The sequence below is a fragment of the Gammaproteobacteria bacterium genome, assembly GCA_016200485.1.
Taxonomy (GTDB): Bacteria; Pseudomonadota; Gammaproteobacteria; order Tenderiales; family Tenderiaceae; genus JACQEP01.
Genome location: JACQEP010000006.1, coordinates 95,315 through 118,798, shown reverse-complemented (window position 1 = coordinate 118,798; position 23,484 = coordinate 95,315). Strand labels below are relative to the sequence as shown.

Below are 23,484 nucleotides of genomic sequence, written 5' to 3'. Positions count from 1 at the left end.
TCACCTCTGTTGCAGCGAAGAGCAAGCCCAGGCTTGTGACAAATATTGAGACTTGTATCATTCGAGACATCCGCGTCCCTTCCCTCAGGAAGAGGATTGGAGGGTTTTCGTTATTCCAGTCGTGTTTCGTTACCCAATTAGGTCATCATCAATAGGTTACTGGCCTTCCAGCGACAGCCCCATCGGGATGTTGTCGGTATAGATGCCGTCTATCCCAAGAGTAGAGAGGAAGAGCCATTCCTGCGCTGAATTGACGGTGTAAGCGATGCTGCTGATGCCGATGTTATGAAGCTGTGCTATCAGCAGCGCCCCGTTGCCGGCGGTGATTTGTTCCATCTTCATTAATGCCGTCTTGTCGATGACGGCAGCGCGGCTCTGCAATGCCGCCAGGGTATTTACATATTGATAGGGTGATTCATAGATCGGGAGACGGTAGATTGGACCGATTTCCACCCATTGCAGGCCAAAGACTGGTTGCTTGCTGACGAGTTTTACCGGCATGCCGGTGATCGCCTGAAGCTGTGCCGGTGACAGCAACTGGAGCATGCTTAGCGACAACAGCCTCGGGATCGAGGGTTGCGCCGCCTTGACTGCAGCGATGATCTCGGGTGAGAAGGATTCGATCAACACTTGCTGTTCCATTTTGGTGTGATTGATATCGGCGATTACAGCGGCGACCAGCGCGGGTATGGTGACGTCATCAATATCGCACATGGGAGCCGGCGCCTTGATCTCGATGGAGAGCAGGCCGCTGGGGCGATCAGCGTTATTCTTGACACTGAAGATGCGGCCGGTTTGCAATACCTGTTGTAGTGTTGAAACCTCTTTGAAGCGCTGCTTCAGTTCGGCATAGGTAAGTGTGTTGACACAGGTTTTGTCTCCGAGGTAATCGTCGTGCATCATGACGGCGATATTGTCCTTGGTGATGACTACATCTAGGCCGACAACCTGTATCCCTTCACGATATGCGCGCGTTACCGATTCGACGGTATTTTCGATCGGCTTATCCGGGTTCTCTCCCATGTTATTCCCATAGCCGCGATGGCCAATGGCGAACGGCAGATGATCTGAGTGCAGCACATCCTCGATGACCCAGCGCAGGGCTGAGTCATGATCATCTTCATTCGCCTGTGCCTGTGCCGGTGACATTGCTAAAACGAATAGCGGTATTGCCAAAATCAACTTCCATATTGATCTGGTCTTCATATTATTTCCCTGGTTAATGTTTGAGGTTTCTGGCAACGCTCTCGCAAATCCAAGAGAGCAATTCCAGATGATACCTAAAATTGCAGGGGTCTGCCTTTGTGTATCTGGCATTGGTGAATGCTGGCCTTCTGGCTGGTGAGGGTGTAGTGCGATATTAGATTATTACCAATAACTGATTTTCCTATTAACAGCCCGACCATTGGCGAGCCCTTCAGATAACGATGTAGTGCATCGAGTTGAGAAATGGGTTGCCAACAGCGCCTGCATTGATGAACCAATTCCATGCGCGGCACCTTTGTGGTGCGGTTATGCATTAAATGTGTGCCACTGTTGGTGCAACGGCATATCGCTCCGCGCTTGCCTCAGAAAAATATTAATTAACTTCAATTAGTTAGTGAAGTATGTTGTGTATGGCACAACCCTTGCTCTAAGTCTGTTCAAGGAGTCTGACGTTTAAATCGGAGCATGGTATGAAAGAGAAATTGGTGTTGGTCGGGAACGGTATGGCGGGTGTGCGCACTCTGGAAGAGTTGCTGAAGATCGCGCCCGATATGTATGACATTACCGTGTTTGGCGCTGAGCCTTACGGTAACTACAACCGTATTCTGCTGTCACCCGTGTTGGCGGGTGAGAAGACCATCGATGACATCATGCTGAATACGCCTGAGTGGTACAAGGAGAACAACATCACCCTGCGCGCGGGCAAGAAGGTGGTGAATGTCGATCGCAAACGGCGCCGCGTCATTGCTGAGGATGGCACTGAGGAGTCATATGATCGCCTGCTGCTGGCTACCGGCTCCAATCCCTTCATTATTCCGGTGCCGGGACACAATCTGAAGGGTGTGATCGGTTTCCGCGACATTAAAGATGTGGACACCATGCTCGACACTGCCAAAACCAAGAAGCATGCCGTGGTGATTGGCGGTGGTCTGCTGGGGCTTGAGGCGGCCAATGGTTTGCAGATTCAGGGTATGAATGTCACGGTCGTACATTTGAGTGGCACGCTGATGGAGCGGCAGATGGATGCGGTTTCCGGCAAGATGCTGCAAAAGGCGCTCGAAGACAAAGGGCTGCAATTCCTGATGTCGACACAGACCGAGGCGATTCTCGGTGAAGAGTATGTAAAGGGTGTGCGCTTTAAAGGCGGACTGGAGATTGCGGCCGACATCGTAGTGATGGCGGCGGGTATCCGCCCCAACATCGAGCTGGCAAAAAAGATCGGTCTGCATTGCGAGCGAGGCATAGTCGTCAATGACACCATGCAGACCTTTGATCCCAAGATCTACGCCGTGGGTGAGTGCGTGCAGCACCGTAGCCAAACGTACGGATTGGTGGCGCCGCTGTTTGAGCAGGCCAAGGTCTGCGCCAATCATCTGGCCAAGTACGGCATCGGTCGCTATGAGGGGTCGGTTACTTCAACAAAGCTGAAGGTAACGGGCGTTGACCTGTTCTCTGCCGGTGACTTTATCGGTGATGAGAGTACCGAAGAGATTGTGATGAAGGACGCTGCCCGCGGTGTCTATAAAAAAGTGGTGCTCAAGGATAACAAGATCAAGGGCGCGGTGATGTATGGCGACACGGTGGATGGCGCCTGGTACTTCCAGATGTTGCGTGATGGCACGGATGTTAGCGACTTCCGCGATTCTCTGATGTTTGGTCAGGCCCATCTCGGTGATTCCGGTCACGGTGGTCAAAACGCTGCTTCGGCCATGAGCAATGAGATGGAGGTGTGCGGCTGTAACGGCGTCTGCAAGGGTGACATCGTCAAGGCGATCACCACCAAAGGCCTGTTCACGCTCGAAGAGGTGCGCTCACACACCAAGGCCTCAGCCTCGTGTGGCTCGTGTACCGGTCTGGTCGAACAAATACTGGCATCCACAGTGGGTGACTACTCAGCCACGCCGAAGATGAAGCCACTGTGTGGCTGCACCGATTATACTCATGATGAGATCCGTGCCGCGATTAAAGATAACAGGCTCACCACTATCGCGGCGGTGCGTGAATTTCTGGAGTGGCGTAATGCCGATGGTTGTGCTTCATGCCGTCCTGCGTTGAACTACTACGTGCTGGCTGCCTGGCCGCGTGAGGCTGTAGATGATCCGCAATCACGTTTCATCAACGAACGCGCCCACGCCAATATCCAGAAAGACGGTACTTATTCCGTGGTGCCGCGGATGTGGGGCGGGGTGACGACGCCAAATGAGTTACGCGCCATTGCCGATGCGGCGGATAAATACAACGCCAAGATGGTGAAAGTCACCGGCGGCCAGCGTATCGACCTGTTTGGCATCGAGAAAGAAGACCTGCCCAATATCTGGGCCGATCTCAACAAGGCAGGTATGGTTTCCGGTCACGCCTATGGTAAATCGCTGCGTACCGTGAAGACATGTGTCGGTTCCGAGTGGTGCCGTTTTGGTACGCAAGACTCCACCGGTCTTGGCATCAAGATCGAACAAATGACCTGGGGTTCATGGACGCCACATAAGTTCAAAATCGCCGTCTCCGGTTGTCCGCGTAACTGTGCTGAAGCGACGATAAAGGATTTCGGTGTGGTCTGTGTTGATTCAGGCTACGAACTGCACGTCGGCGGCAACGGCGGAATTCATGTGCGCGCCACCGATCTATTGGCACGCGTTAAAACCGAAGAAGAGGCGATGGAGTATTGCGGCGCCTTTATGCAGATCTACCGCGAAGAAGCCCATTATCTTGAGCGTACCGCACCATGGATTGAGCGTGTCGGTTTGAGTTACGTGAAACAGCAAGTGGTGGAGGATGAGGTAGGGCGCAAGGCGTTGTATAAACGCTTCCTTGAGTCGCAGGAGGTCTTTAAGTTTGATCCATGGGCGAAGGAGATCGAGCAGCGGCGCCAGGATTATATTCCCATTAAGAAGATTGGATGAGTTTTATAAATGTAGGGTGGGCACGTTTTTTGTGCCCACCAATCCGTGCCGACAGGCACACCTTTAAAAAGCGGTTTGTGTTGCTGCGCAAGGGCCTGCCCCGCGAAGCGCTTTGGGTACGCTGGGTGGGCACGTAAAGACGTGCCCACCCTACATTGAATTTTGATCGAGGTATTGAGAGAGATGAGCAACTGGATTGAAGTAGGCCATGTCAACGATATTCCCAAACTCGGCGCGCGCGTAGTGGAGACGCCTAAAGGTAACATCGGCATTTTCCGCACCACCGATGACGAGATATTCGCCCTGCGCGACAAATGTCCGCACAAGGGTGGCCCATTGTCACAGGGCATCGTGCATGGTAAGCGCGTCACTTGCCCGTTGCACAACTGGAAGATCGAGCTGGAATCAGGCGAAGCCGTGGCGCCGGATGAAGGGTGTGCGGCCAGCTATCCGGTAAGGGTGGAAGCTGGCATCGTTTATCTCGCGGTCTAGCCGACGATGGTTATGGCTGAAACAACGGTAACCACCTGTCCCTACTGCGGGGTTGGCTGTGGTGTCCTTGCTACAGTCACTGACAACGGTATTGAAGTTAAGGGTGATCCAGCCCACCCCGCCAACCTCGGACGCCTCTGTTCCAAAGGCTCAGCATTGGGACAAACACTCAGTCTCGACGAACGTTTATTATCGCCGATGATCAATGGCGTAGTGAGCAGTTGGGATGATGCTCTGAACGTGGTTGCTGCTGGTTTTAGAAAAATCGTCAAGGAGCACGGGCCCGACGCAGTGGCGATGTATGTCTCCGGTCAGTTACTCACCGAGGATTACTACGTTGCCAACAAACTGATGAAGGGCTACATCGGTACCGCCAACATCGATACCAATTCACGACTCTGCATGTCGTCGTCGGTAGCGGGTCACAAGCGCGCCTTTGGTTCCGACACGGTGCCGTGCAGTTATGAGGATCTGGAGCGTGCAAAACTCATCGTGCTGGTAGGTTCCAATACGGCGTGGTGTCATCCGGTCCTCTTTCAGCGCATTGTCCAGGCGAAGAAACAAAACAGTGATTTGCAGATCATCGTCATCGATCCACGCAAGACAGCTACCTGCGATATCGCCGACCTACATCTACCGCTCAAACCAGGCAGTGATGCAATTCTCTTCAACGGCCTGCTCACATACCTCGATAAAGTCGGCGAGGTTAATGAACTTTATGTCAACAACTACACGGAAGGTCATCAAGCAGCGTTGGCAGTAGCGCAGTCCACAGCACCGACGATTGAAGTTGTAGCACAACAATGTGGCCTGCCAGTTGAAGATGTGGCGGAATTCTATCGTCTCTTCGCCCGCACTGAGCGAGCGATCACGGTTTACTCGCAAGGCATCAATCAATCGAGCAGTGGCACCGACAAAGTCAACGCTATCATTAACTGTCATCTGCTCACCGGACGTATTGGTCGCGTCGGCATGGGACCGTTTTCATTTACCGGTCAGCCCAATGCCATGGGTGGTCGCGAGGTGGGTGGTTTGGCCAACATGCTGGCTGCACATATGGAGATTGATAATCCCGCGCATCGTCAGATTGTGCAAGAATTTTGGCAATCGCCGGTCATCGTCGATCATCAGGGCTTGAAGGCGGTCGAAATGTTCAATGCGATCGATGAAGGGCGCATCAAGGCAGTATGGGTTATTGCCACCAATCCAGTAGTGAGCCTGCCCGATGCTGATCGTGTTCGTGCGGCATTACAGAAGTGCGAATTGGTAGTGGTTTCTGATGTGATGCGCCATACCGATACGACTGAACATGCCCATGTGTTGTTGCCGGCACTAGCATGGGGCGAGAAAGATGGCACCGTGACCAACAGCGAGCGGCGTATCTCACGACAGCGTTCATTTTTGTCCGCTCCCGGTGAGGCGAAGGCTGATTGGTGGATTATCAGTGAAGTGGCCAAACGCATGGGTTTTGGTGCGGCTTTTGATTATGCATCAGCGGCGCAGATATTCCGTGAATATGCAGCGCTCTCTGGGTATCACAATGACGGCAAACGCGATTTTGATATTGCGGAACTGGCTGACCTCAATGAGCGTGAATACACTGGCCTCAAGCCGATCCAATGGCCAATCAAAAATGGTAAAGGCACTGCGCGCATGTTTACCAATGGCAAGTTCTTTACACCTTCAGGCAAGGCGCGTTTTATCGCCGTCGAGCCACGACCGCCGCAGAACGGCACCAGCGAAGATTTCCCACTTATCCTGAATACCGGTCGGGTGCGCGATCACTGGCACACCATGACGCGCACCGGCAAGGCGCCACGACTAAGTGAACATACTGCCGAGCCTTATGTCGAGATGCATCCGCTCGACGGTAACGAGTCGGCCGTAAAGGACGGCGCTCTGGCCAAAGTTTTTAGCCGTTGGGGTGAGGTGATCGTTCGTGTGCGTCTCGATGATGCTCAGCAGCGCGGCAGTGTCTTTGTGCCAATGCACTGGAACGATCAGTTCGCCAGTCAGGCGCGTGTCGATGCGGTAGTCAATCCGGTCGTTGATCCGATTTCAGGACAGCCGGAGCTGAAGCAAACACCGGTGCGGGTACAACCCTATCAGGCAGCATGGCACGGTTTTCTATTGTCGCGGCGCAGGCTCGACATCAAGGGAGCCAGCTATTGGGCACGCGCCACGGGTGATGGCTTCTATCGTTATGAATTTGCCGGGGATCAGGCCACCGAGCACTGGCCAAGCTGGGCACGCAGTATCCTCTGCGCCTCCGATCATGATGTGAACTGGGTCGAATACCACGATGCAAAGCGTCACCAATATCGCGGTGTACGTATGGTCGGTAACCGCGTCGAAAGTTGTATTTTCATCGCACCGAGCTATGAACTGCCATCACGTAGCTGGCTCGCCGGACTCTTCGCCAAAGAGACGCTGGTCGAAGATGAGCGTAAAGGACTGCTATTGGGCAAACCACCCACTGGACAGGTCGATACTGGTCGCATCGTCTGCGCCTGCTTCTCCGTTGGCATCAACACCATTACCTCTGCTATTCGCGATCAGCGTCTCACCAGTGTCGAAGCGATCGGCAAGGCGCTCAAGGCGGGTACCAACTGTGGCTCCTGTGTGCCGGAGTTGAAAACCCTGTTGGCCAGTTAGTCACTGAGCTCCAAAAATCAATGTCTTGAGTGCGGCCATTCGCATTCTGCGGTAAACTTCTTCCCTTTGAGAGTTAAGCCATTACTCGCCCGCAAGGGCGGAACTCGTCCTGTCTGATTGGGTCAAACGGCACGGGGATCATAGGGATTTCATATGGAAAGTTCGTTGTCGCCACAGCTTCGTCAGCGTTTGTATCTGATAATGGCGGTGCTGGCTTTATTGCGCGTAATCGCGATGACATGGTTTCCGCTGACCGATGCCACTGAGGCCCGTTATGCCGAGATCGCCCGCAAGATGCTGGAGACCGGCAATTGGGTGACACCGCAATATGATTATGGTGTTCCCTTTTGGGCCAAGCCGCCTTTGTCAACCTGGTTGTCTGCCGGCAGTATGGCCATTTTTGGCGTCAATGAATTTGCCGCCCGCCTGCCGGCCTTGGTTCTAAGTATCGGTGTGATAGCGTTGATCTATGGCTGGATTAAACAGCATAGAGGCGCAGATCAAGCCTTGATAACAGCGATTATCTTAGCCACCTGTGCCATGTTTTTTGCGGGCAGTGGTACCGTCATGACGGATACGTCGTTGGCATTCGCCACTACCTTGTCGATGATCGCCTTTTGGCAGGCGTATCAAACGAAATCGCACGTTTGGGGTTACCTCTTTTTCATAGGTCAGGGCATTGGTCTGCTGGCCAAAGGGCCGCTGGTTTTGGTGTTGAGTTTGATGCCGATTGGTTTATGGTTGATCTGGAAGCGCGATCTGCTGCTGTTTTTCCGAGTGCTGCCATGGATTAGCGGTACCTTGTTGATGCTGGTGATCGCGGCTCCCTGGTACTGGCTGGCGGAAACGCGCACGCCGGGGTTTCTCAATTATTTTCTTGTCGGAGAACATTTCTATCGTTTTGTGGATAGCGGTTGGCAGGGGGACCTCTATGGCCACGCCCATGCCCAACCCCATGGCACGATCTTGATCTATTGGTTGCTTGGCGCAATGCCGTGGTCATTGGCGGCGCTCTATTGGTTAATTCGGCGCTATAAATCCGTGCTGCAGGAGTGGCGGCAGTCCGAGTGGCTGGTGTATCTGGGACTGTGGGCGGTTGCCGCGTTGGTCTTTTTTAGCTTGGCCAGTAATGTCATTCCACCCTATATTTTACCAATGTTGCCGGCATTTGCAGTGTTACTGGTAGAGTTGGCGTGGGGATATTATATGAGCCGAGGGTCAATTGCCTGGAAACGATGGGGGGTAGTTGGATTAATATTTCCGATGATTCTTGTCATCGCGAGTGTGGCGGCAGGGCAGAACCCTACATATTCTTATGTTGATACGCAAAAGCCGGTTGTCGAAGCCTATTTGCGCGATCGCCCGAATACTGACAGTCGCTTAATTTATGTTGGTGATCGTTATTACTCGGCGGAGTTTTATACGGGTGGCAAGGCCCAGCACTGGCCCTGGCCAAGCGACTGGAATGATTTGCGGCAGCAGACAATAAATGATGTGCTGGTGATTAATGCCGATGCATTTACGGGTGTCAGGATGCAGTTTCCGGCGGAGAGTTATCGTACTATTGTCATCAAGGATGTAGTAGTTGTCGAAAAGCTTCCGGCCAAGATATAGGGTGACGAAAAGAAAATGAGTATCAACGTGGAATCAACAACCAGCCCCTCTGCTGCGGTTAGACCTGAACAGCCGCTGATCACTTGTGTCATTCCAGGATATAACGAAAGCGCCAACCTCGCCATTCTGTTGCCGCAGGTAGTGGCGGCGCTATCGAAATTATCTCCCCGCTTTTCTGTATTAGTGGTGGATGATGGGAGCTCCGATGATACCGTAGCCACGGTGACGGCCTGCGCCAAACAATACCCCGTGCAATTGTTGTCACTGTCGCGAAATTTTGGCAAAGAATATGCGATTGCTGCCGGCCTGGATCATGCCGCAGGTGATGTCGTGTTTCTGATGGATGCCGATCTACAGCACCCAGTCGCACTGTTAAGCGAATTTTTTGCCCTCTGGCGTAATGGTTATGACATGGTGTACGGCATCATGAGTAATCGATCGCACGAGTCGTCGTTGAAGCGGTTCCTGACGCGAAGATTTTATGGTTTGTTGTCGCGAGCGGCTTCAATAGATATTCCGCTAGACGCCGGCGATTTCCGGTTATTTGACCGATGTGTCGTTGATGCCCTGACATCCTTGCCTGAACGCACCCGATATATGAAAGGTTTGTATGCCTGGGTTGGATTCAAGGCCGTTGGTGTCCCTTTTGTTCCGGCTGAGCGCATGCAAGGTCATTCCAGCTTCAATCTGCGGCGACTGAGTGGCCTGGCGCTGACCGGGATCACTTCATTTTCTGAACTGCCATTGCGGGTCGTGGGGTTGAGCGGGGCAGTGATTTCGTTGCTGGCGATTGGCTATGGTGTTGTTGAATTTATACGCGCGTTTTTCTTTGGTGTGGATGTCCCCGGTTGGGCGACACTTGTCGTCGGCATGGCGTTTCTTGGCGGTATTCAGTTGTTTTCGTTAGGGGTTGTTGGCGAATATATTGGTCGGATTTTCAACGAAGTAAAATCCAGGCCCAGATACATCGTCGCACGCCGTTATGGCTTTGACAGTAAGGAGCATAACGGTCCGTGATTGGCCAGTTGTTTCGTTTTGGTGCGGTCGGATTTGCAGCGTTGCTTGTCCATTGGTGTCTGGCCACATTTCTCATTTGGCGCGGTATGCAACCGTTGCTCGGTAATTTTCTCGGTTTTATTGTTGCCTTCGGCGTGAGTTATCTTGGGCATCGTCATCTTACCTTTGCAACGAGCGAGGCCCGTCATTCCAAAGCCTTGCCCCGTTTCGTTATCGTTGCAGTTACAGGTTTTTGTGTTAATCAGGCTATGTTCTATTTGTTGCTGCGCTATACCTCAATTCACTATGCTGTTTCCCTGTTATTGGTATTGGGTGCTGTCGCAGCAATGACATTTGTGCTAAGCAAAGCCTGGGCGTTTCGATGAGTCAAAAACAGCTGGTAGTCTGCGCCGATGATTATGGGCAGTCCCCTACCATCAGTGCTGCGATTCTGGAGTTGATCGCCGCAGGCCGGTTGACGGCGGTGAGCTGTATGGCCGAATCGCCCACGTGGCCGGAAGCCGCCGCCGCGCTTTTGCCTTATGCCAATCGAGTGGATATCGGATTGCATTTTAATTTGACCCATCCATTTTCAGATCGGATGATCCCATTGTCATCGCTGATGAGCGGTGCATGGCTGCGTCTGGTCGACCAGGCATGGGTGCGACGCATGTTGCATCATCAGTTAGGGGCTTATGAAAGCGCCATGGGTATGGCGCCAGTGTTTGTCGATGGACATCAACATGTCCATGTCTTTCCTGTGATTCGCAAAGTGCTCATTGAAGTGTTGAAAGACCGTTATGGCGAGAAATTGCCGTATCTGCGCAGTGTTTGCCAGCCGTGGCGTAACACAGACGCCAAATTTAAAATTCTGGTGTTGCGCGCCATGGGCTTGGGTTTTGAGCGTAAGGCGTCGAAGGCTGGTTTTAGGGTTTCTCAGGGTTTATTGGGGGCCTATTCGCTAGCGGCTGACGCTGATTATCCTGCGCTTATGCAGCGTTGGCTGGAACAGGTTGAGAGCGGGATGGTTCTGATGTGTCATCCTGGCCATCCAAGTGATGATCTGTCCGACCCAATACGTGCGGCCCGTGTTCAGGAGTGGCGCTATTTGCAAGGGCCGGAATTTGAAGCCAGCTGTCAACACGCGGGTGTTGTTATCTCCCGCTTTTAGTTGCCAAAACGGCATGGCTATATAATTATCGATCTTAACTAACACTTGTTGTTCCGTGTTTCTTAGAAGCGATTATCTAAAGAAGGAATAGTGACAAGTCAATGAATCATTACGACGTTTTTAACGGTGATGCCGACGGCATCTGTGCCCTGCAACAATTTCGGCTCGCCTTCCCTGCGGCCAGTACCCTGATTACTGGTGTTAAGCGAGATATCTCGCTGTTGAAACGGGTCAAGGCCGTCCCCGGAGACGAGGTTAACGTCTTCGATATTTCGCTCGACAAGAATCGTGAACCGCTGGAGGCATTGTTAGAGCAGGGGATAACGGTGCGTTATTTCGATCACCACTATGCTGGCGAAGCAGTGCCACGCCATCAAAGTTTGGATCTGAACCTCAATCTGACGGCGGATACTTGCACCAGCCTGATTGTCGATCGTTATCTCAATGGCCGTTTTCGTGCTTGGGCGGTGGTGGGGGCGTTTGGGGATAATTTTGATGATAGCGCCCGCAAGGCCTCAACGCCTTTGCAATTGAAGAACGATCAACTTGATTTGTTGCGCGAGTTGGGTATTTGCATCAATTACAACGGTTACGGTCCCGCAGTCGAGGATTTGTTTTATCCGCCGGCTGAATTGTTCAAACGTATTCAACCCTTTGCCGATCCCTTGACCTTTATCGCAGAGGATGAAGAGGTGTTGCGCACCTTGCGCGCAGGATCGCAAGCCGATATTGCCAAGGCACGAGCGATCAAACCCGAAGTCGTTAATGCCAAGCATGCGGTGTTCATTTTTCCGGCGGAACCCTGGGCGCGCCGCGTTTCTGGCGTCTATAGCAATGATCTTGCGACAGCTAATCCGGATCGCGCCCATGCCTTGTTAACGCAGCTTCCGGGAGGTGGGTTTGTGGTCAGCGTGCGTGCGCCGCTTAATAACAAAACTGGCGCTGACGAGTTATGTCGAGAGTTTGCTACGGGTGGCGGGCGTAAGGCAGCTGCCGGGATCAATAATCTTCCGGATGATCAGCTGCAGTTATTTATAGATCGGTTCACTGCACGTTATTGCTAATTTGTCGCTTGCTTCGGTAACCGGGCACCGCTATTGTGTTTATATCTGTCGGGGAGGTGTGTCATGGTCAAGCAATATGCTCATATTTTGTTTGCTACTGATTTGTCGCCGGATAATCTTGTCGTTGCCGAGCGGGCTAAAGAATTGGCACAGCGTTATGGCGCCAAGCTTAGCTTATTGCATGTCGTAGAACCGATGCCGATTTATTTTGGCGACGAATTTGCCCTGCCGGCAACGCAGGAAGTGGAGCAACAATTCATGGCGCGGGCAAAAAAGAAAATGGAGGGGGAGCTTGCCCCGCGGCTGGGTGTTGCGACTGGGGATTGTCACGTGCATCTGGGGGTGACACGAATGGAAATCCTGCATTTCATTGAAAAACACGGCGTCGACCTGCTGGTGATCGGACGTCACAGCCGTCACGGCCTCGGCCGTCTGCTGGGGTCTACCGCCAGCGCAGTCCTTAATACGGCGACTTGTGATGTTTTGGCAGTTAGATTGGGTTAGCCCCGGTTTGATGGATAAAAAATATCCATAAAAACAATAAGTTGTTGTTTGTTAGTGGCGCAGGTCACAAAAATAGGGGCTAGTGTCTTAATTTTATTAAATAAATTGTCAGGCATGCCGATGTTATTAATGGCAATGGGGATGTTAAGTCCCTATTTTTGATAGGAATATAAGGTTTTTGTAGTTATCTCCTTGAATGCTAAGCATTTATAGGGTACTGTAGCGAATGTTAATTAATAGGGGCTGGGTAACAAAAAATGGCTAAGTTTTCTCAGGTTGGCATATTGGGGATGTTGTTGGGGCTGGGATGCGCACTTTCTGCGTCGCAAGTGCTGGCAGTCGATTCACAGGCCCAAAAATTAGCAGTGGTGAATGTTAAACCCACGCCGATACTGGATCAGGATGAGTTGTTCCGTAAGATCCTCGAATCACAGAAATTATCACTCAAGTCGCGTTCCGCCGTAGTGTTTGATCTGCGTGACGGGGAGGTTTTGTTTGAGCGCGACGCCGAGCATGTCAGACCGATTGCCTCACTCACCAAGCTAATGACGGCCATGGTGACCCTGGACGCGAATCTGCCCATGGATGAAGTGATTGAGGTGGCAGACGAAGATCGCGATACGCTGCGCCATTCCCGTTCCAAGTTGCGGGTGGGTGCGAAGCTGACACGTGAAGACATGTTATTGATTGCGTTGGCGGCCAGTGAAAATCGCGCGGCCGCTGCGTTGGCAAGGTCTTATCCAGGCGGCACCAAGGCCTTCGTCAAGGCAATGAATTACAAGGCGGTGGAACTGGGTATGCTCAATACTCGTTATGTCGACCCCACTGGGTTGCATGATCAAAACGTATCCACGGCATCGGATTTGGTGAAGCTCGTAATGACTGCCAATGAATATCCACTGATTCGTGAGATGTCGACCAACGGTACCGATGCGGTGACTGATCTGCGTCGTGGTTCGCTGGTGAAGTTCCGCAACACCAATATCCTGGTCAGAGACAAGCAGTGGGATGTGAACGTCAGCAAGACGGGATACATTTCATCCGCCGGTTATTGTTTGATTATGCATACCAACATTGCAGATCGTCCATTGGCGGTGGTGCTGCTCAATGCGCCGCACAAGAATTCCAAATTTGGCGATGCCAACAGGATCAAGAAGTGGTTGCTAAAGACTGAAAGTAAGCTTCAGAAGCTGGATCATCTGGCAAGTTCGTGAAGTTGCTGGAAGGTTAAAAAGCGAAGGGGCCGAATGGCCCCTTCGCTTTTTATGTCAGCTGAATTTCTAATCAGCGTTCCAGGTATTGCAGTTTGTCCGCAACGCCGTTCCATTCCTCGGCATCCGCAGGGGCATCTTCCTTTTCAGTGATGACCGGCCAAGCCTTCGCCAGTTCGGCGTTGAGGGCGATAAACTGTTGCTGATTATCCGGTACATCGTCCTCGGCAAAAATGGCATTTGCAGGGCATTCTGGTTCACACAGGGTGCAGTCGATGCATTCATCGGGGTCAATGACCAGGAAATTTGGGCCTACGTGGAAACAATCCACCGGGCAGACTTCAACGCAGTCAGTGAATTTGCAGCGGATACAGTTTTCGGTAACAACGAAGGTCATTGGGCCTCCAGCTTATTGATGTTATTTGAGAGCGGGGATTATAGCTTTCAATGTTCCTGATTGCTAATTCGAATTGATTATACCCATATTCCAGCGGCCCTATTTGGCCAGTCCCTTGAGGCGATAGAGCGTGTCCAGCGCTTGGCGGGGGCTGAGGTTGTCCGGATCCAGCGCGGCCAGCATCTCTACGGCCGGGTGTGGCGCGGGCGGCGCGAACAGGCCAAGCTGGGGTTCGCTACCAGGCAGGGCCGCTGTTTGTTGCACGGTCTGGTTTTCCAGTTCCAGCAAGCGTTTTTTCGCGGCATCGATCACGACGCGCGGCACACCGGCCAGGGCGGCGACCTGCAGGCCGTAGCTCTGATTGGCCGGGCCTTCCTTGACGGCGTGGAGAAAGACGATGCCGTCACCGTGTTCCACCGCATCGAGATGGACATTGACCACGCCACGATGCTGTTCCGGCAGCGTCGTCAGCTCAAAGTAATGGGTTGCAAAGAGGGTGAAGGCGCGTACCTGGCTGGCAAGGTGTTCGGCGCAGGCCCAGGCCAGTGACAGGCCGTCGAAGGTGCTGGTGCCACGGCCGATCTCGTCCATCAACACTAGACTCTGATGGGTCGCGTTATGGAGGATGTTGGCCGTCTCCGTCATTTCGACCATGAAGGTCGAGCGGCCGCCGGCCAGGTCGTCGGAGGCGCCGATGCGGGTGAAGATGCGATCAATGGGGCCGATTACCGCGCGTCGTGCTGGAACGAAGCTGCCGATGTGGGCGAGCAGAGTGATGAGCGCGGTCTGGCGCATGTAGGTGGATTTGCCGCCCATATTGGGGCCGGTGATGATCAACATACGTCGCTCATTGTCGAGCGCCAGTGAGTTTGGCACGAAGGGGCCGTCGAGATTTTGCTCCACCACCGGATGGCGACCATCGTCGATTTGCAGTTGTGGCGTATCTATCAGCTCGGGCGGGCAGAAATTCAAGGTCTCGGCGCGTTCGGCAAGATTATGCAGGACATCAAGTTCAGCCATCGCGCTGGCAGTTTCCTGCAAGGCGCCTATGTGCGGCAAGAGCTGCTCCAGCAATTGATCGTAGAGCCCTTTTTCCCGTGCCAGGGCGCGCTCACGGGCGCTGAGCGCCTTGTCTTCAAAGGCCTTGAGTTCCGGCGTGATGTAACGTTCCGCGCCTTTCAGTGTCTGGCGGCGCATGTAATCGGCAGGCACTTTATCGCTTTGGGCGTTGGTGATCTCGATGTAGTAACCGTGGACGCGGTTATAACTGACTTTTAGATTCGGGATACCACTGCGGATACGTTCACGTTGCTCAAGATCAATCAGGAATTGACCTGCGTTTTCGCTCATATTGCGCAGGTCATCAAGCTCGCTGTCGTAATCCGGAGCGATGACACCACCGTCGCGAATCACCACCGGTGGATTTTCGATAATGGCGCGCTGCAGTAGCTGGTGTAATTCCGGGTATAAACCAAGACGGGCGCGGATGTCGTCAAGCAAAGGTGAATCGATAGCGGCAATGCTGCGCTGAAGCGATGGCAACAGCGCCAACGTATCGCGCAGTTGCGCCAGATCGCGCGGTCGTGCTGATTTGAGTGCGATGCGCGACAGGATGCGTTCAATGTCGGCTACACCACGCAAGACTTCATGCACGGTAATATAGCGTTGATCGGCAATCAGGCTTTCAATCGCATGCAGACGTTGGCGCAAAATCGTGCGATTACGCAGTGGTTGATTCAGCCAGCGGCGCAGTAAACGCCCGCCCATTGCTGTTGCGGTGCGGTCGATGACATCAATCAGCGTGTTGTCGCGGCCACCAAACAGATTACTTTCCAGCTCCAGATTACGGCGGCTGGCGGCATCAAGTACGACGCTGTCTTCTCGCCGTTCGACGCGTATTCCTTGGATGTGTGGCAATGCGGCACGTTGAGTCTCACGGGCGTAATGCAGCAGACAGCCGGCGGCGCCAATCGCAGCGTTTAAGCCGTCGCAACCAAAGCCAGATAGATCGCGGGTGCGCAGTTGCTCGCACAACAGGCGGGTCGCGGTAGCGATTTCAAAATGCCACGGTGCCTGGCGGCGCAGGGCATAACGTTGTTCCAGCGTCTGATTCAGGGCCAGCGATTCGTTGGCCAGCAGCTCGGCCGGTTTGAGGCGCTCCAGCTCGTCATCAACAGCCTCCGCCGTATCGACTTCCATAATGCTCAGACGGCCGCTGGTCAGATCCAGGGTGGCGATGCCGTAGCGCTGGTCTTGATGGTGAATGGCGGCGAGCAGGTTGTCGCGGCGTTCGTCGAGCAGGGCCTCGTCGGTGACGGTGCCGGGAGTGACGATGCGCATCACCTTGCGCTCTACCGGCCCCTTGGATTTGGCTGGGTCGCCGATCTGTTCGCAGATCGCGATGGACTGCCCCAGGCGCACCAGCTTGACCAGGTAACCCTCGGCGGAGTGGAAGGGTACCCCCGCCATCGGGATCGGCGCCCCGGCCGACTGGCCGCGGCTGGTCAGTGTAATGTCGAGCAGACGGGCGGCCGTGCGGGCGTCGTCGAAAAAGAGTTCGTAGAAATCGCCCATCCGGTAAAACAACAACAGGCTGGGGTGTTCGGATTTGATGCGCAGGTATTGCTGCATCATCGGCGTATGGTTGGCGATGTCTTGTCCGGCGACCGTCATGGCGAGGTTCTTTCACTGCTTGGCTATTGCACAAGCGTGCCATTCTAACCCAGTCGCGCGTGGGTTGCGGAGATCAAGTTCAAGGCAAGGGATCGGTAGGCGATTCACGAATCGCCCTTGCGTTCAGGCGCTCAGTTTGAGGCGCTTGCGTTCTTCGTAGGAGATAATTTCAGCCTGCGGTTGAGGTTTCTTGCGACTGCTGAGAACGATTTCTTCACGGATGGCAGCGTTTTCCTGATCCGTTGGGAAGATGGCGACGATTTCAAAGTCTCCCGGCCAGGGGTCGTAGGCGAGGATGGTGGCGATCTCTTCCAGACTGCTCATGACGTCGCGCATGATGATTTCCTGCTTACGATCGCCCTGAGCGGTGAATTCAACTACATTATCGAACATGACAACCTCGCCGCTTTCATTACGAGGTTTATCGGTTCTGAAGGCGGCAAACTTGAACCGGAAGTCCAGAGTCGAGCCCCGCCTTTGCTGACTTATCTGGCTGGAGTTAAAGAATAAAATTCAATAAAAAACAAGCAACTATATATCTTATTTAATGTATGTAAATTATTTTTACCCCTGCGGCATAACCCGGCCGGCATAGGGGCGCACGATCTTCAGCATATCCTTAAATACCTTTGGATTGGCAGCTACCACATGGCCGCTTTCCATGAAGGCATGGCCGCCCTCAAGATCGGAGACCAGACCGCCTGCTTCCTGGATCAGGACGATCCCGGCGGCCATGTCCCAGGGCTTGAGCCCCAGCTCCCAGAAACCGTCAAGACGCCCTGCGGCGACATAGGCCAGATCCAGCGCTGCAGAGCCCGCACGGCGGATACCGGCAGTCGGGATCACTATCTCCTTGAACATCTCCAGATAGACATCCAGATTACGCCGATCCTTGAACGGAAAGCCGGTGCCGATCAGGGCGCCGTCCAGGCTCTTGGCATCGCTCACCCGCAGGCGGTGGCCATTGAGCTGGGCACCCGCGCCACGACTGGCGGTAAAAAGTTCGTCCTTGAGCGGGTCATAGACCACACCATGTTCCAGCCGCTCGCGCACCCTGACGGCAATCGACACTGAATACTGCGGGAAACCGTGTAAATAATTGGTCGTGCCATCGAGCGGATCAATAATCCACTGGAAGTCGTCACCGTTATGGCTGCCACTTTCCTCGGCCAGGATCCCGTGATCCGGGTAGGCCTTGCGGATGATCTGAATAATCTCATGCTCAGCCAGGCGATCGACATCAGAGACGTAATCGTTGGCGCTTTTGGTAGTGATATTGAGGCTATCCATCTTGTTGATGGAGCGCTTGATGACCTCCCCGGCGCGACGCGCGGCACGGGTGGCGATATTTACGAGAGGATGGGTGGCCATGGCCTAAACCGTTTCAATTTTGTCAGAGCGATAGGGGCGCCAAGGATACCAGAATGTGAGGGGAAAGTGATGGATGGGTTACAATCCCGCCCCATGAAAAACAACATCCGTATTGTACTGGTCGATACCAGTCACCCCGGTAACATTGGCGCTACTGCCCGGGCGATGAAGAACATGTGCCTGAACCGGTTGTATCTGGTCAACCCGCAGCAATTTCCCTGTGCCGAGGCAACGTCGCGTGCCTCGGGGGCGGATGATGTGCTGGCCCAGGCGGTGGTGTGTGCCAGCCTGGATGAGGCATTGGCTGGTTGCCGTTACGTGGTCGCCACCACGGCCCGCAGCCGGCGTTTGCCCTGGCCGTCGGTAGCGCCGCGGGAGTTCGCCGTACGGGCGATCGCGGAAAGTGCCCAGGGTGAGGTGGCCGTGGTGTTCGGACGCGAGCACTCGGGGCTGACCAATACCGAATTGGCGCGGGCGCATTTGCTGGTACACATCCCCACCAATGACGATTATTCCTCGCTTAATCTGGCGGCGGCGGTACAGATCCTGGCCTATGAAATCATGTTGACCGATGGCGCCAAGCCCGTTGTCGTGGAAGAGGTACACGAGGTGGCGGGCGCCGAGGAGATGGAATCGTTTTATCGCCATCTTGAACAAATGTTGATCGATGTCCAGTTTCTCGATCCAGAACAACCCAAGCAGCTGATGCGCCGCTTGCGGCGTTTGTTTAATCGCGCACGTCCCGACCAGACTGAAGTAAACATTATGCGCGGTGTTTTGACGGCGGCGCAGACCATGGCAAAAAAACGGTAGGGGCGATTCACGAATCGCCTTTGCGCATCCCGCCATGTATGAACGTCTGGTTGCGGAAAGGCGAAGATACCTTTGCGCTGGGTTTTTGTTTATAGTGCTATTTTAATTTCTGCAAGACTAATTGCCCCATGTTTTCAAGGATTAGAGAAGATATTCAATGCGTGTTCGAGCGCGATCCCGCTGCGCGCAATGTATTCGAAGTGCTGACAACCTATCCTGGCGTTCATGCCGTGATAGCGCATCGCTTTAGTCACACCCTGTGGCACATGGGCCTGAAGTGGCTGGCGCGCTTCAATTCGACCTTCGCCCGTTGGTTGACCGGCGTCGAAATCCATCCCGCCGCGCGTATCGGTCGCCGTTTTTTTATCGATCACGGCATGGGTGTTGTGATCGGCGAGACGGCTGAGATTGGCGACGACTGCACGCTCTATCATGGCGTCACGCTTGGCGGTACCAGCTGGAATGCAGGCAAACGCCATCCCACCTTGCAGAATGATGTCGTGGTGGGGGCGGGGGCCAAGGTGCTGGGGCCGATCACGCTGGGCAGGGGCGCACGCGTGGGCTCCAATGCAGTGGTGGTCAAGGATGTGCCGGCGGGCGCGACTGTCGTCGGCGTGCCGGGGCGTATCGTTGCCAGTCCGGCGACCGAAAAAGACGCTCAACGGCAAGAGATCGCGCGCAAGATCGGGTTTGCCGCCTACGGCATGACCCAGGACACGTCTGACCCGGTGGTGCAGGCCATTAATTGCATGCTGGACCACATCCATGCCATGGATACCAAAATGGGGAGCATATGCCGGGCAATGGAACAGATGGGGGTCAAGGTCGAGGATGTGCCGATGCCCGATTTAGCGGCGCTGGAAATCAATGTTGGGGTTGACAAAAGTCGCGCGCAGGGCCAAAAACCCGATGGGGAGAAGGCGGGTCATTCTTGACCACCTGTAAAGGATAATATATCCTTATAAAACTTGCGGCATCGAGTACGGTGGCCGTGACCTAGGGAAAGTTTATTTGTTCAAATAAAATATGGGGGATTCGCCATGAGATTAACCACTAAAGGCCGTTACGCCGTTACCGCAATGCTGGATCTGGCATTGCATGCGATCGATTCACCTGTACCGCTAGCTGAAATTTCGCAGCGCCAAGGGATTTCGCTGTCCTATTTGGAGCAATTGTTTTCGCGCTTGCGTCGTCAGGGTTTGGTTGATAGCGCCCGTGGTCCAGGGGGTGGTTATCGCTTGGCTCGTCCTGCCAGTCTGATCAGCGTCGTTGACGTGATCAATGCCATCGACGAAAACGTCAATGTCACTCGTTGCGGTGGTAAAGGCGATTGCCAAGATGGTCAACCATGCCTGACTCACGAATTGTGGTGTGACCTGAGTACGCAGATTCATGAATTCCTTGCCGGTATCGATTTGGGTCAGCTGATCGATCGTCGTGGCGTGCAAGAAGTTGCAATTCGCCAAGATAAGCGAATTGAAGTTGCACCCAAGCGCGAACGGAATCTCGCTCCCGCCTGATGTTAGTCAGGCCCTTGCCGGTGGATGTATGAACCTGGGGGCTTATCTCGACCATAACGCGACTACCCCGCTGGATATGGGGGTAGTCGACGTGATGTTGCCCTATCTGCGGCAGCATCATGGCAATCCTTCCAGTCTTCATAGCCAAGGCCGCCTGGCGCGTCACGCAATCGAAACAGCACGCGAACAAGTGGCCTCCTGGCTTGGTGTACAGCCTGCGCAGGTCATTTTTACCAGCGGTGGCACTGAGGCTAATAATCTTGCCCTTTCCCAGATAATCAATAACGGCGCTCCTCAATCGTTGGCGGTAAGCGCCATCGAACATGCTTCAGTGTTGGAAATGGCCGAGCGGCTGCGTGCCTGGGGCGCGCATCTTGAAATTATTCCGGTTGATGCCCAAGGGCGGGTGACGGCAAGCGGCTTCGAGAGTATCCTAACGGCGGCGTGTCCGCGGCTCGTGTCGGTGATGTATGCTAACAATGAAACCGGGGTCATTCAGGACATCGCAACATTCGCTGCCAAAGCGCGTGAGCACGGTGTGATTTTTCATACCGATGCTGTGCAGGCGGCAGGTAAAGTGGCGTTAGATTTTGATGCACTGGGTGTGCAGTTGCTGACGGTATCGGCGCACAAGATTTACGGGCCGAAAGGGGTCGGTGCGCTGATTGTCGATCGCGGACTTGAAGTGCAGGCTTGGCAAGTCGGTGGCGGCCAGGAAGCGGGGCGGCGCAGTGGTACTGAGAGTGTCGCGGCGATCGTAGGTTTTGGCGCAGCGGCGGAACTGGCAGCGCGCGATTGGCGCACCCGTCATGACAAGGATTTAGAGTTGCGCCGTTATTTTGAACAACGTTTGGCGGCGCATACAGAAATTAAAGTGTTTGGCGCAGATGCAGAGCGCTTGCCGAACACGGTGTTTTTTGCGGTCCCCGGCATAGACGGCGAAACACTATTAATGGAGTTTGATCGAGCCGGGATTGCAGTTTCCAGCGGCTCTGCATGCGATAGCCGTAAAATTGGACCTAGCCATGTGTTATTGGCGATGGGCGTTAGCGCGGAAGTGGCGCGTTGTTCGGTGCGTGTGAGTCTTGGTAGGGACAACACTCGGACTGATATTGATGCTCTGATGGCAGTGCTTGAACAGCAGTTGCAGCGTTTGCGAACGATGTCGGCATTGAGTTGGGCATGAGAAGGATTTTTGATAATGACTGGCATCAATTTGCCTATTTATCTCGATTACGCGGCGACCACACCGGCCGATCCGCGCGTTGCGGAGAAGATGTCGCGTTGTCTCACTCGGGATGGCCTGTTTGGTAATCCCGCCTCGCGCTCACATGTCTTTGGCTGGCGCGCGGAAGAAGCGGTAGAAGAAGCCCGTCAACAGGTGGCAGCCCTGATCAACGCCGATCCTAAAGAAATCGTTTGGACTTCAGGCGCGACCGAATCCGATAATCTGGCACTCAAAGGCGCAGCGCATTTTTACCGTCAAAAAGGCCAACACATCGTCACCAGCAAGACCGAGCATAAGGCGGTGCTGGATACCTGCCGGCAGCTGGAGCGCGAAGGGTTTGAAGTCACATATCTTGATCCGGAGCCGAATGGTTTGCTTGACTTGGCGAAGCTGGAACAGGCTTTGCGCCAGGATACGATCCTGGTGTCAATCATGCATGTGAATAACGAGATCGGCGTGATTCAGGATCTCGACGCGATCGGCAGGCTAACGCGGGCGCGGGGTATTGTTTTCCATGTCGATGCCGCGCAGAGCGCGGGCAGGGTCGAAATTGACATGCAAAAATTGCCGGTCGATTTGATGTCGTTCTCGGCGCATAAAATATACGGCCCCAAAGGCATCGGCGTGCTGTATGTGCGACGTAAACCGCGAGTCCGCATCGAGGCGCAAATGCACGGTGGTGGACATGAGCGCGGCATGCGTTCCGGGACGTTGCCGGTGCATCAAATCGTTGGTATGGGCGAGGCGTTTCGCATTGCCAAGAAGGAAATGGCCGCCGAGGCAGCGCGTATTCAGTCATTGCGCGACCGGCTGTGGGATGGTCTCAAAGTGATGGACGAGGTTTATCTCAATGGCGCTGAAAATCAGCGTGTAGCGGGTAACCTCAACGTCAGTTTCAATTTTGTCGAAGGCGAGTCCTTGATCATGGCGCTTAAGGATCTCGCCGTATCGTCTGGTTCAGCCTGTACCTCGGCCAGTCTTGAGCCTTCCTATGTGTTGCGCGCCATCGGCCGCAGTGATGAGCTGGCCCACAGTTCGATCCGTTTCAGTATTGGCCGCTTTACCACACTGGAAGATATCGATTACACCGTAGCTTTGGTGACGGAAAAGGTCAAAAAGTTGCGGGAAATGTCGCCATTGTGGGAAATGTACCAGGATGGCATCGATCTTAGCAGCGTCAAGTGGGCAGCCCATTAGGCCGAAAATATTAGTATAAGGGTGTCTTTTACCTACTGATTTAGTCAGGTATAATTGTTTTATGGCATATAGCGATAAAGTCATGGATCACTACGAAAATCCGCGCAACGTCGGTTCCTTCGACAAGGCGGATCAGACTGTGGGTACCGGTATGGTCGGTGCGCCCGCCTGTGGTGATGTCATGAAACTGCAAATCAAGGTCAATGAACAGGGTGTGATCGAAGATGCGCGCTTCAAGACCTATGGCTGCGGCTCGGCGATCGCCTCCAGTTCGTTGCTGACCGAGTGGGTTAAGGGCAAAACCCTGGAAGAAGCGTCCAAGATCAAGAATTCCGAGATTGCGCAGGAATTGGCTTTGCCGCCAGTGAAGATACATTGCTCAGTTCTGGCTGAGGATGCCATCAAGGCAGCGATTGCCGATTACCAGGCCAAGCAGTCAGTGCCCGGCAGCGTGTCGAAAAAAACGTGAGGA

At 53.9% G+C, this 23,484-nt stretch carries 21 protein-coding genes; 16 read left to right on the top strand and 5 right to left on the bottom strand.

Annotated features, from left to right (window positions below; all coding sequences use genetic code 11):
* Window positions 1–156: 156 nt before the first annotated feature.
* Window positions 157–1,206 carry a glycerophosphodiester phosphodiesterase gene (locus tag HY272_03440; protein MBI3771735.1) on the bottom strand — a complete coding sequence of 350 codons (1,050 nt, stop codon included), beginning with the start codon at window positions 1,204–1,206 and terminating at the stop codon, window positions 157–159.
* A gap of 470 nt (window positions 1,207–1,676) precedes the next feature.
* Here HY272_03440 and HY272_03435 point away from each other — a divergent pair, with 470 nt between their 5' ends.
* The 10 genes from HY272_03435 (at window position 1,677) to pbpG (ending at window position 13,816) form a co-directional block, all read left to right on the top strand.
* Window positions 1,677–4,106 carry an NAD(P)/FAD-dependent oxidoreductase gene (locus HY272_03435; protein MBI3771734.1) on the top strand — a complete coding sequence of 810 codons (2,430 nt, stop codon included), beginning with the start codon at window positions 1,677–1,679 and terminating at the stop codon, window positions 4,104–4,106.
* 183 nt (window positions 4,107–4,289) lie between these two features.
* Window positions 4,290–4,598 carry a nitrite reductase small subunit NirD gene (gene nirD, locus HY272_03430; protein ID MBI3771733.1) on the top strand — a complete coding sequence of 103 codons (309 nt, stop codon included), beginning with the start codon at window positions 4,290–4,292 and terminating at the stop codon, window positions 4,596–4,598.
* Window positions 4,599–4,604: 6 nt separating this feature from the next.
* Window positions 4,605–7,253 (top strand): molybdopterin-dependent oxidoreductase, encoded by a 2,649-nt coding sequence (locus HY272_03425; protein MBI3771732.1) that lies wholly within the window; start codon window positions 4,605–4,607, stop codon window positions 7,251–7,253.
* Window positions 7,254–7,406: 153 nt separating this feature from the next.
* Window positions 7,407–8,867, top strand: coding sequence for a glycosyltransferase family 39 protein (locus tag HY272_03420; protein ID MBI3771731.1), 1,461 nt, complete (start codon window positions 7,407–7,409; stop codon window positions 8,865–8,867).
* 15 nt (window positions 8,868–8,882) lie between these two features.
* Window positions 8,883–9,884 (top strand): glycosyltransferase family 2 protein, encoded by a 1,002-nt coding sequence (locus HY272_03415; protein ID MBI3771730.1) that lies wholly within the window; start codon window positions 8,883–8,885, stop codon window positions 9,882–9,884.
* Window positions 9,881–10,249 (top strand): GtrA family protein, encoded by a 369-nt coding sequence (locus HY272_03410; GenBank protein ID MBI3771729.1) that lies wholly within the window; start codon window positions 9,881–9,883, stop codon window positions 10,247–10,249. Before HY272_03415 ends, HY272_03410 begins: the two co-directional genes overlap by 4 nt.
* Window positions 10,246–11,034, top strand: a complete 789-nt coding sequence (locus HY272_03405) for a ChbG/HpnK family deacetylase (protein MBI3771728.1) — start codon at window positions 10,246–10,248, stop codon at window positions 11,032–11,034. Before HY272_03410 ends, HY272_03405 begins: the two co-directional genes overlap by 4 nt.
* 101 nt (window positions 11,035–11,135) lie before the next feature.
* Window positions 11,136–12,098 carry an acetyltransferase gene (locus HY272_03400; GenBank protein ID MBI3771727.1) on the top strand — a complete coding sequence of 321 codons (963 nt, stop codon included), beginning with the start codon at window positions 11,136–11,138 and terminating at the stop codon, window positions 12,096–12,098.
* 63 nt (window positions 12,099–12,161) lie between these two features.
* Window positions 12,162–12,602, top strand: coding sequence for a universal stress protein (locus HY272_03395; protein MBI3771726.1), 441 nt, complete (start codon window positions 12,162–12,164; stop codon window positions 12,600–12,602).
* Window positions 12,603–12,859: 257 nt separating this feature from the next.
* On the top strand, window positions 12,860–13,816 hold the full coding sequence (gene pbpG / locus HY272_03390; GenBank protein MBI3771725.1) for a D-alanyl-D-alanine endopeptidase: 957 nt from the start codon (window positions 12,860–12,862) through the stop codon (window positions 13,814–13,816).
* Window positions 13,817–13,886: 70 nt separating this feature from the next.
* On the opposite strand, the gene HY272_03385 is transcribed toward pbpG, so the two are convergent.
* The 4 genes from HY272_03385 to suhB all read right to left on the bottom strand — a co-directional run bounded on the left by HY272_03385 (window position 13,887) and on the right by suhB (window position 18,254).
* On the bottom strand, window positions 13,887–14,210 hold the full coding sequence (locus HY272_03385; protein MBI3771724.1) for a ferredoxin family protein: 324 nt from the start codon (window positions 14,208–14,210) through the stop codon (window positions 13,887–13,889).
* Between the two features lie 99 nt (window positions 14,211–14,309).
* The gene (mutS, locus tag HY272_03380) at window positions 14,310–16,883 is read right to left on the bottom strand and encodes a DNA mismatch repair protein MutS (protein MBI3771723.1); all 2,574 of its coding nucleotides are present in this window, start codon (window positions 16,881–16,883) and stop codon (window positions 14,310–14,312) included.
* Window positions 16,884–17,006: 123 nt separating this feature from the next.
* A complete protein-coding gene (locus HY272_03375; GenBank protein ID MBI3771722.1) occupies window positions 17,007–17,276 on the bottom strand; it encodes a hypothetical protein in 270 nt (89 codons plus the stop codon).
* Between the two features lie 171 nt (window positions 17,277–17,447).
* The gene (gene suhB / locus HY272_03370) at window positions 17,448–18,254 is read right to left on the bottom strand and encodes an inositol-1-monophosphatase (GenBank protein ID MBI3771721.1); all 807 of its coding nucleotides are present in this window, start codon (window positions 18,252–18,254) and stop codon (window positions 17,448–17,450) included.
* Between the two features lie 93 nt (window positions 18,255–18,347).
* Here suhB and trmJ point away from each other — a divergent pair, with 93 nt between their 5' ends.
* The 6 genes from trmJ to iscU all read left to right on the top strand — a co-directional run bounded on the left by trmJ (window position 18,348) and on the right by iscU (window position 23,481).
* The gene (trmJ, locus tag HY272_03365; protein ID MBI3771720.1) at window positions 18,348–19,067 is read left to right on the top strand and encodes a tRNA (cytosine(32)/uridine(32)-2'-O)-methyltransferase TrmJ; all 720 of its coding nucleotides are present in this window, start codon (window positions 18,348–18,350) and stop codon (window positions 19,065–19,067) included.
* 128 nt (window positions 19,068–19,195) lie between these two features.
* Entirely contained in the window at window positions 19,196–20,002 is an 807-nt protein-coding gene (gene cysE / locus HY272_03360; GenBank protein ID MBI3771719.1) for a serine O-acetyltransferase, read from the top strand.
* Window positions 20,003–20,107: 105 nt separating this feature from the next.
* Complete coding sequence (locus tag HY272_03355; protein ID MBI3771718.1) at window positions 20,108–20,587, top strand: Fe-S cluster assembly transcription factor; 480 nt, start codon at window positions 20,108–20,110, stop codon at window positions 20,585–20,587.
* A 28-nt stretch (window positions 20,588–20,615) separates the two neighbouring features.
* Window positions 20,616–21,773 carry a cysteine desulfurase gene (locus HY272_03350; protein MBI3771717.1) on the top strand — a complete coding sequence of 386 codons (1,158 nt, stop codon included), beginning with the start codon at window positions 20,616–20,618 and terminating at the stop codon, window positions 21,771–21,773.
* Window positions 21,774–21,788: 15 nt separating this feature from the next.
* Window positions 21,789–23,012 (top strand): IscS subfamily cysteine desulfurase, encoded by a 1,224-nt coding sequence (locus tag HY272_03345; protein MBI3771716.1) that lies wholly within the window; start codon window positions 21,789–21,791, stop codon window positions 23,010–23,012.
* A gap of 61 nt (window positions 23,013–23,073) precedes the next feature.
* Window positions 23,074–23,481, top strand: coding sequence for a Fe-S cluster assembly scaffold IscU (gene iscU, locus HY272_03340; GenBank protein ID MBI3771715.1), 408 nt, complete (start codon window positions 23,074–23,076; stop codon window positions 23,479–23,481).
* Window positions 23,482–23,484: the final 3 nt, after the last annotated feature.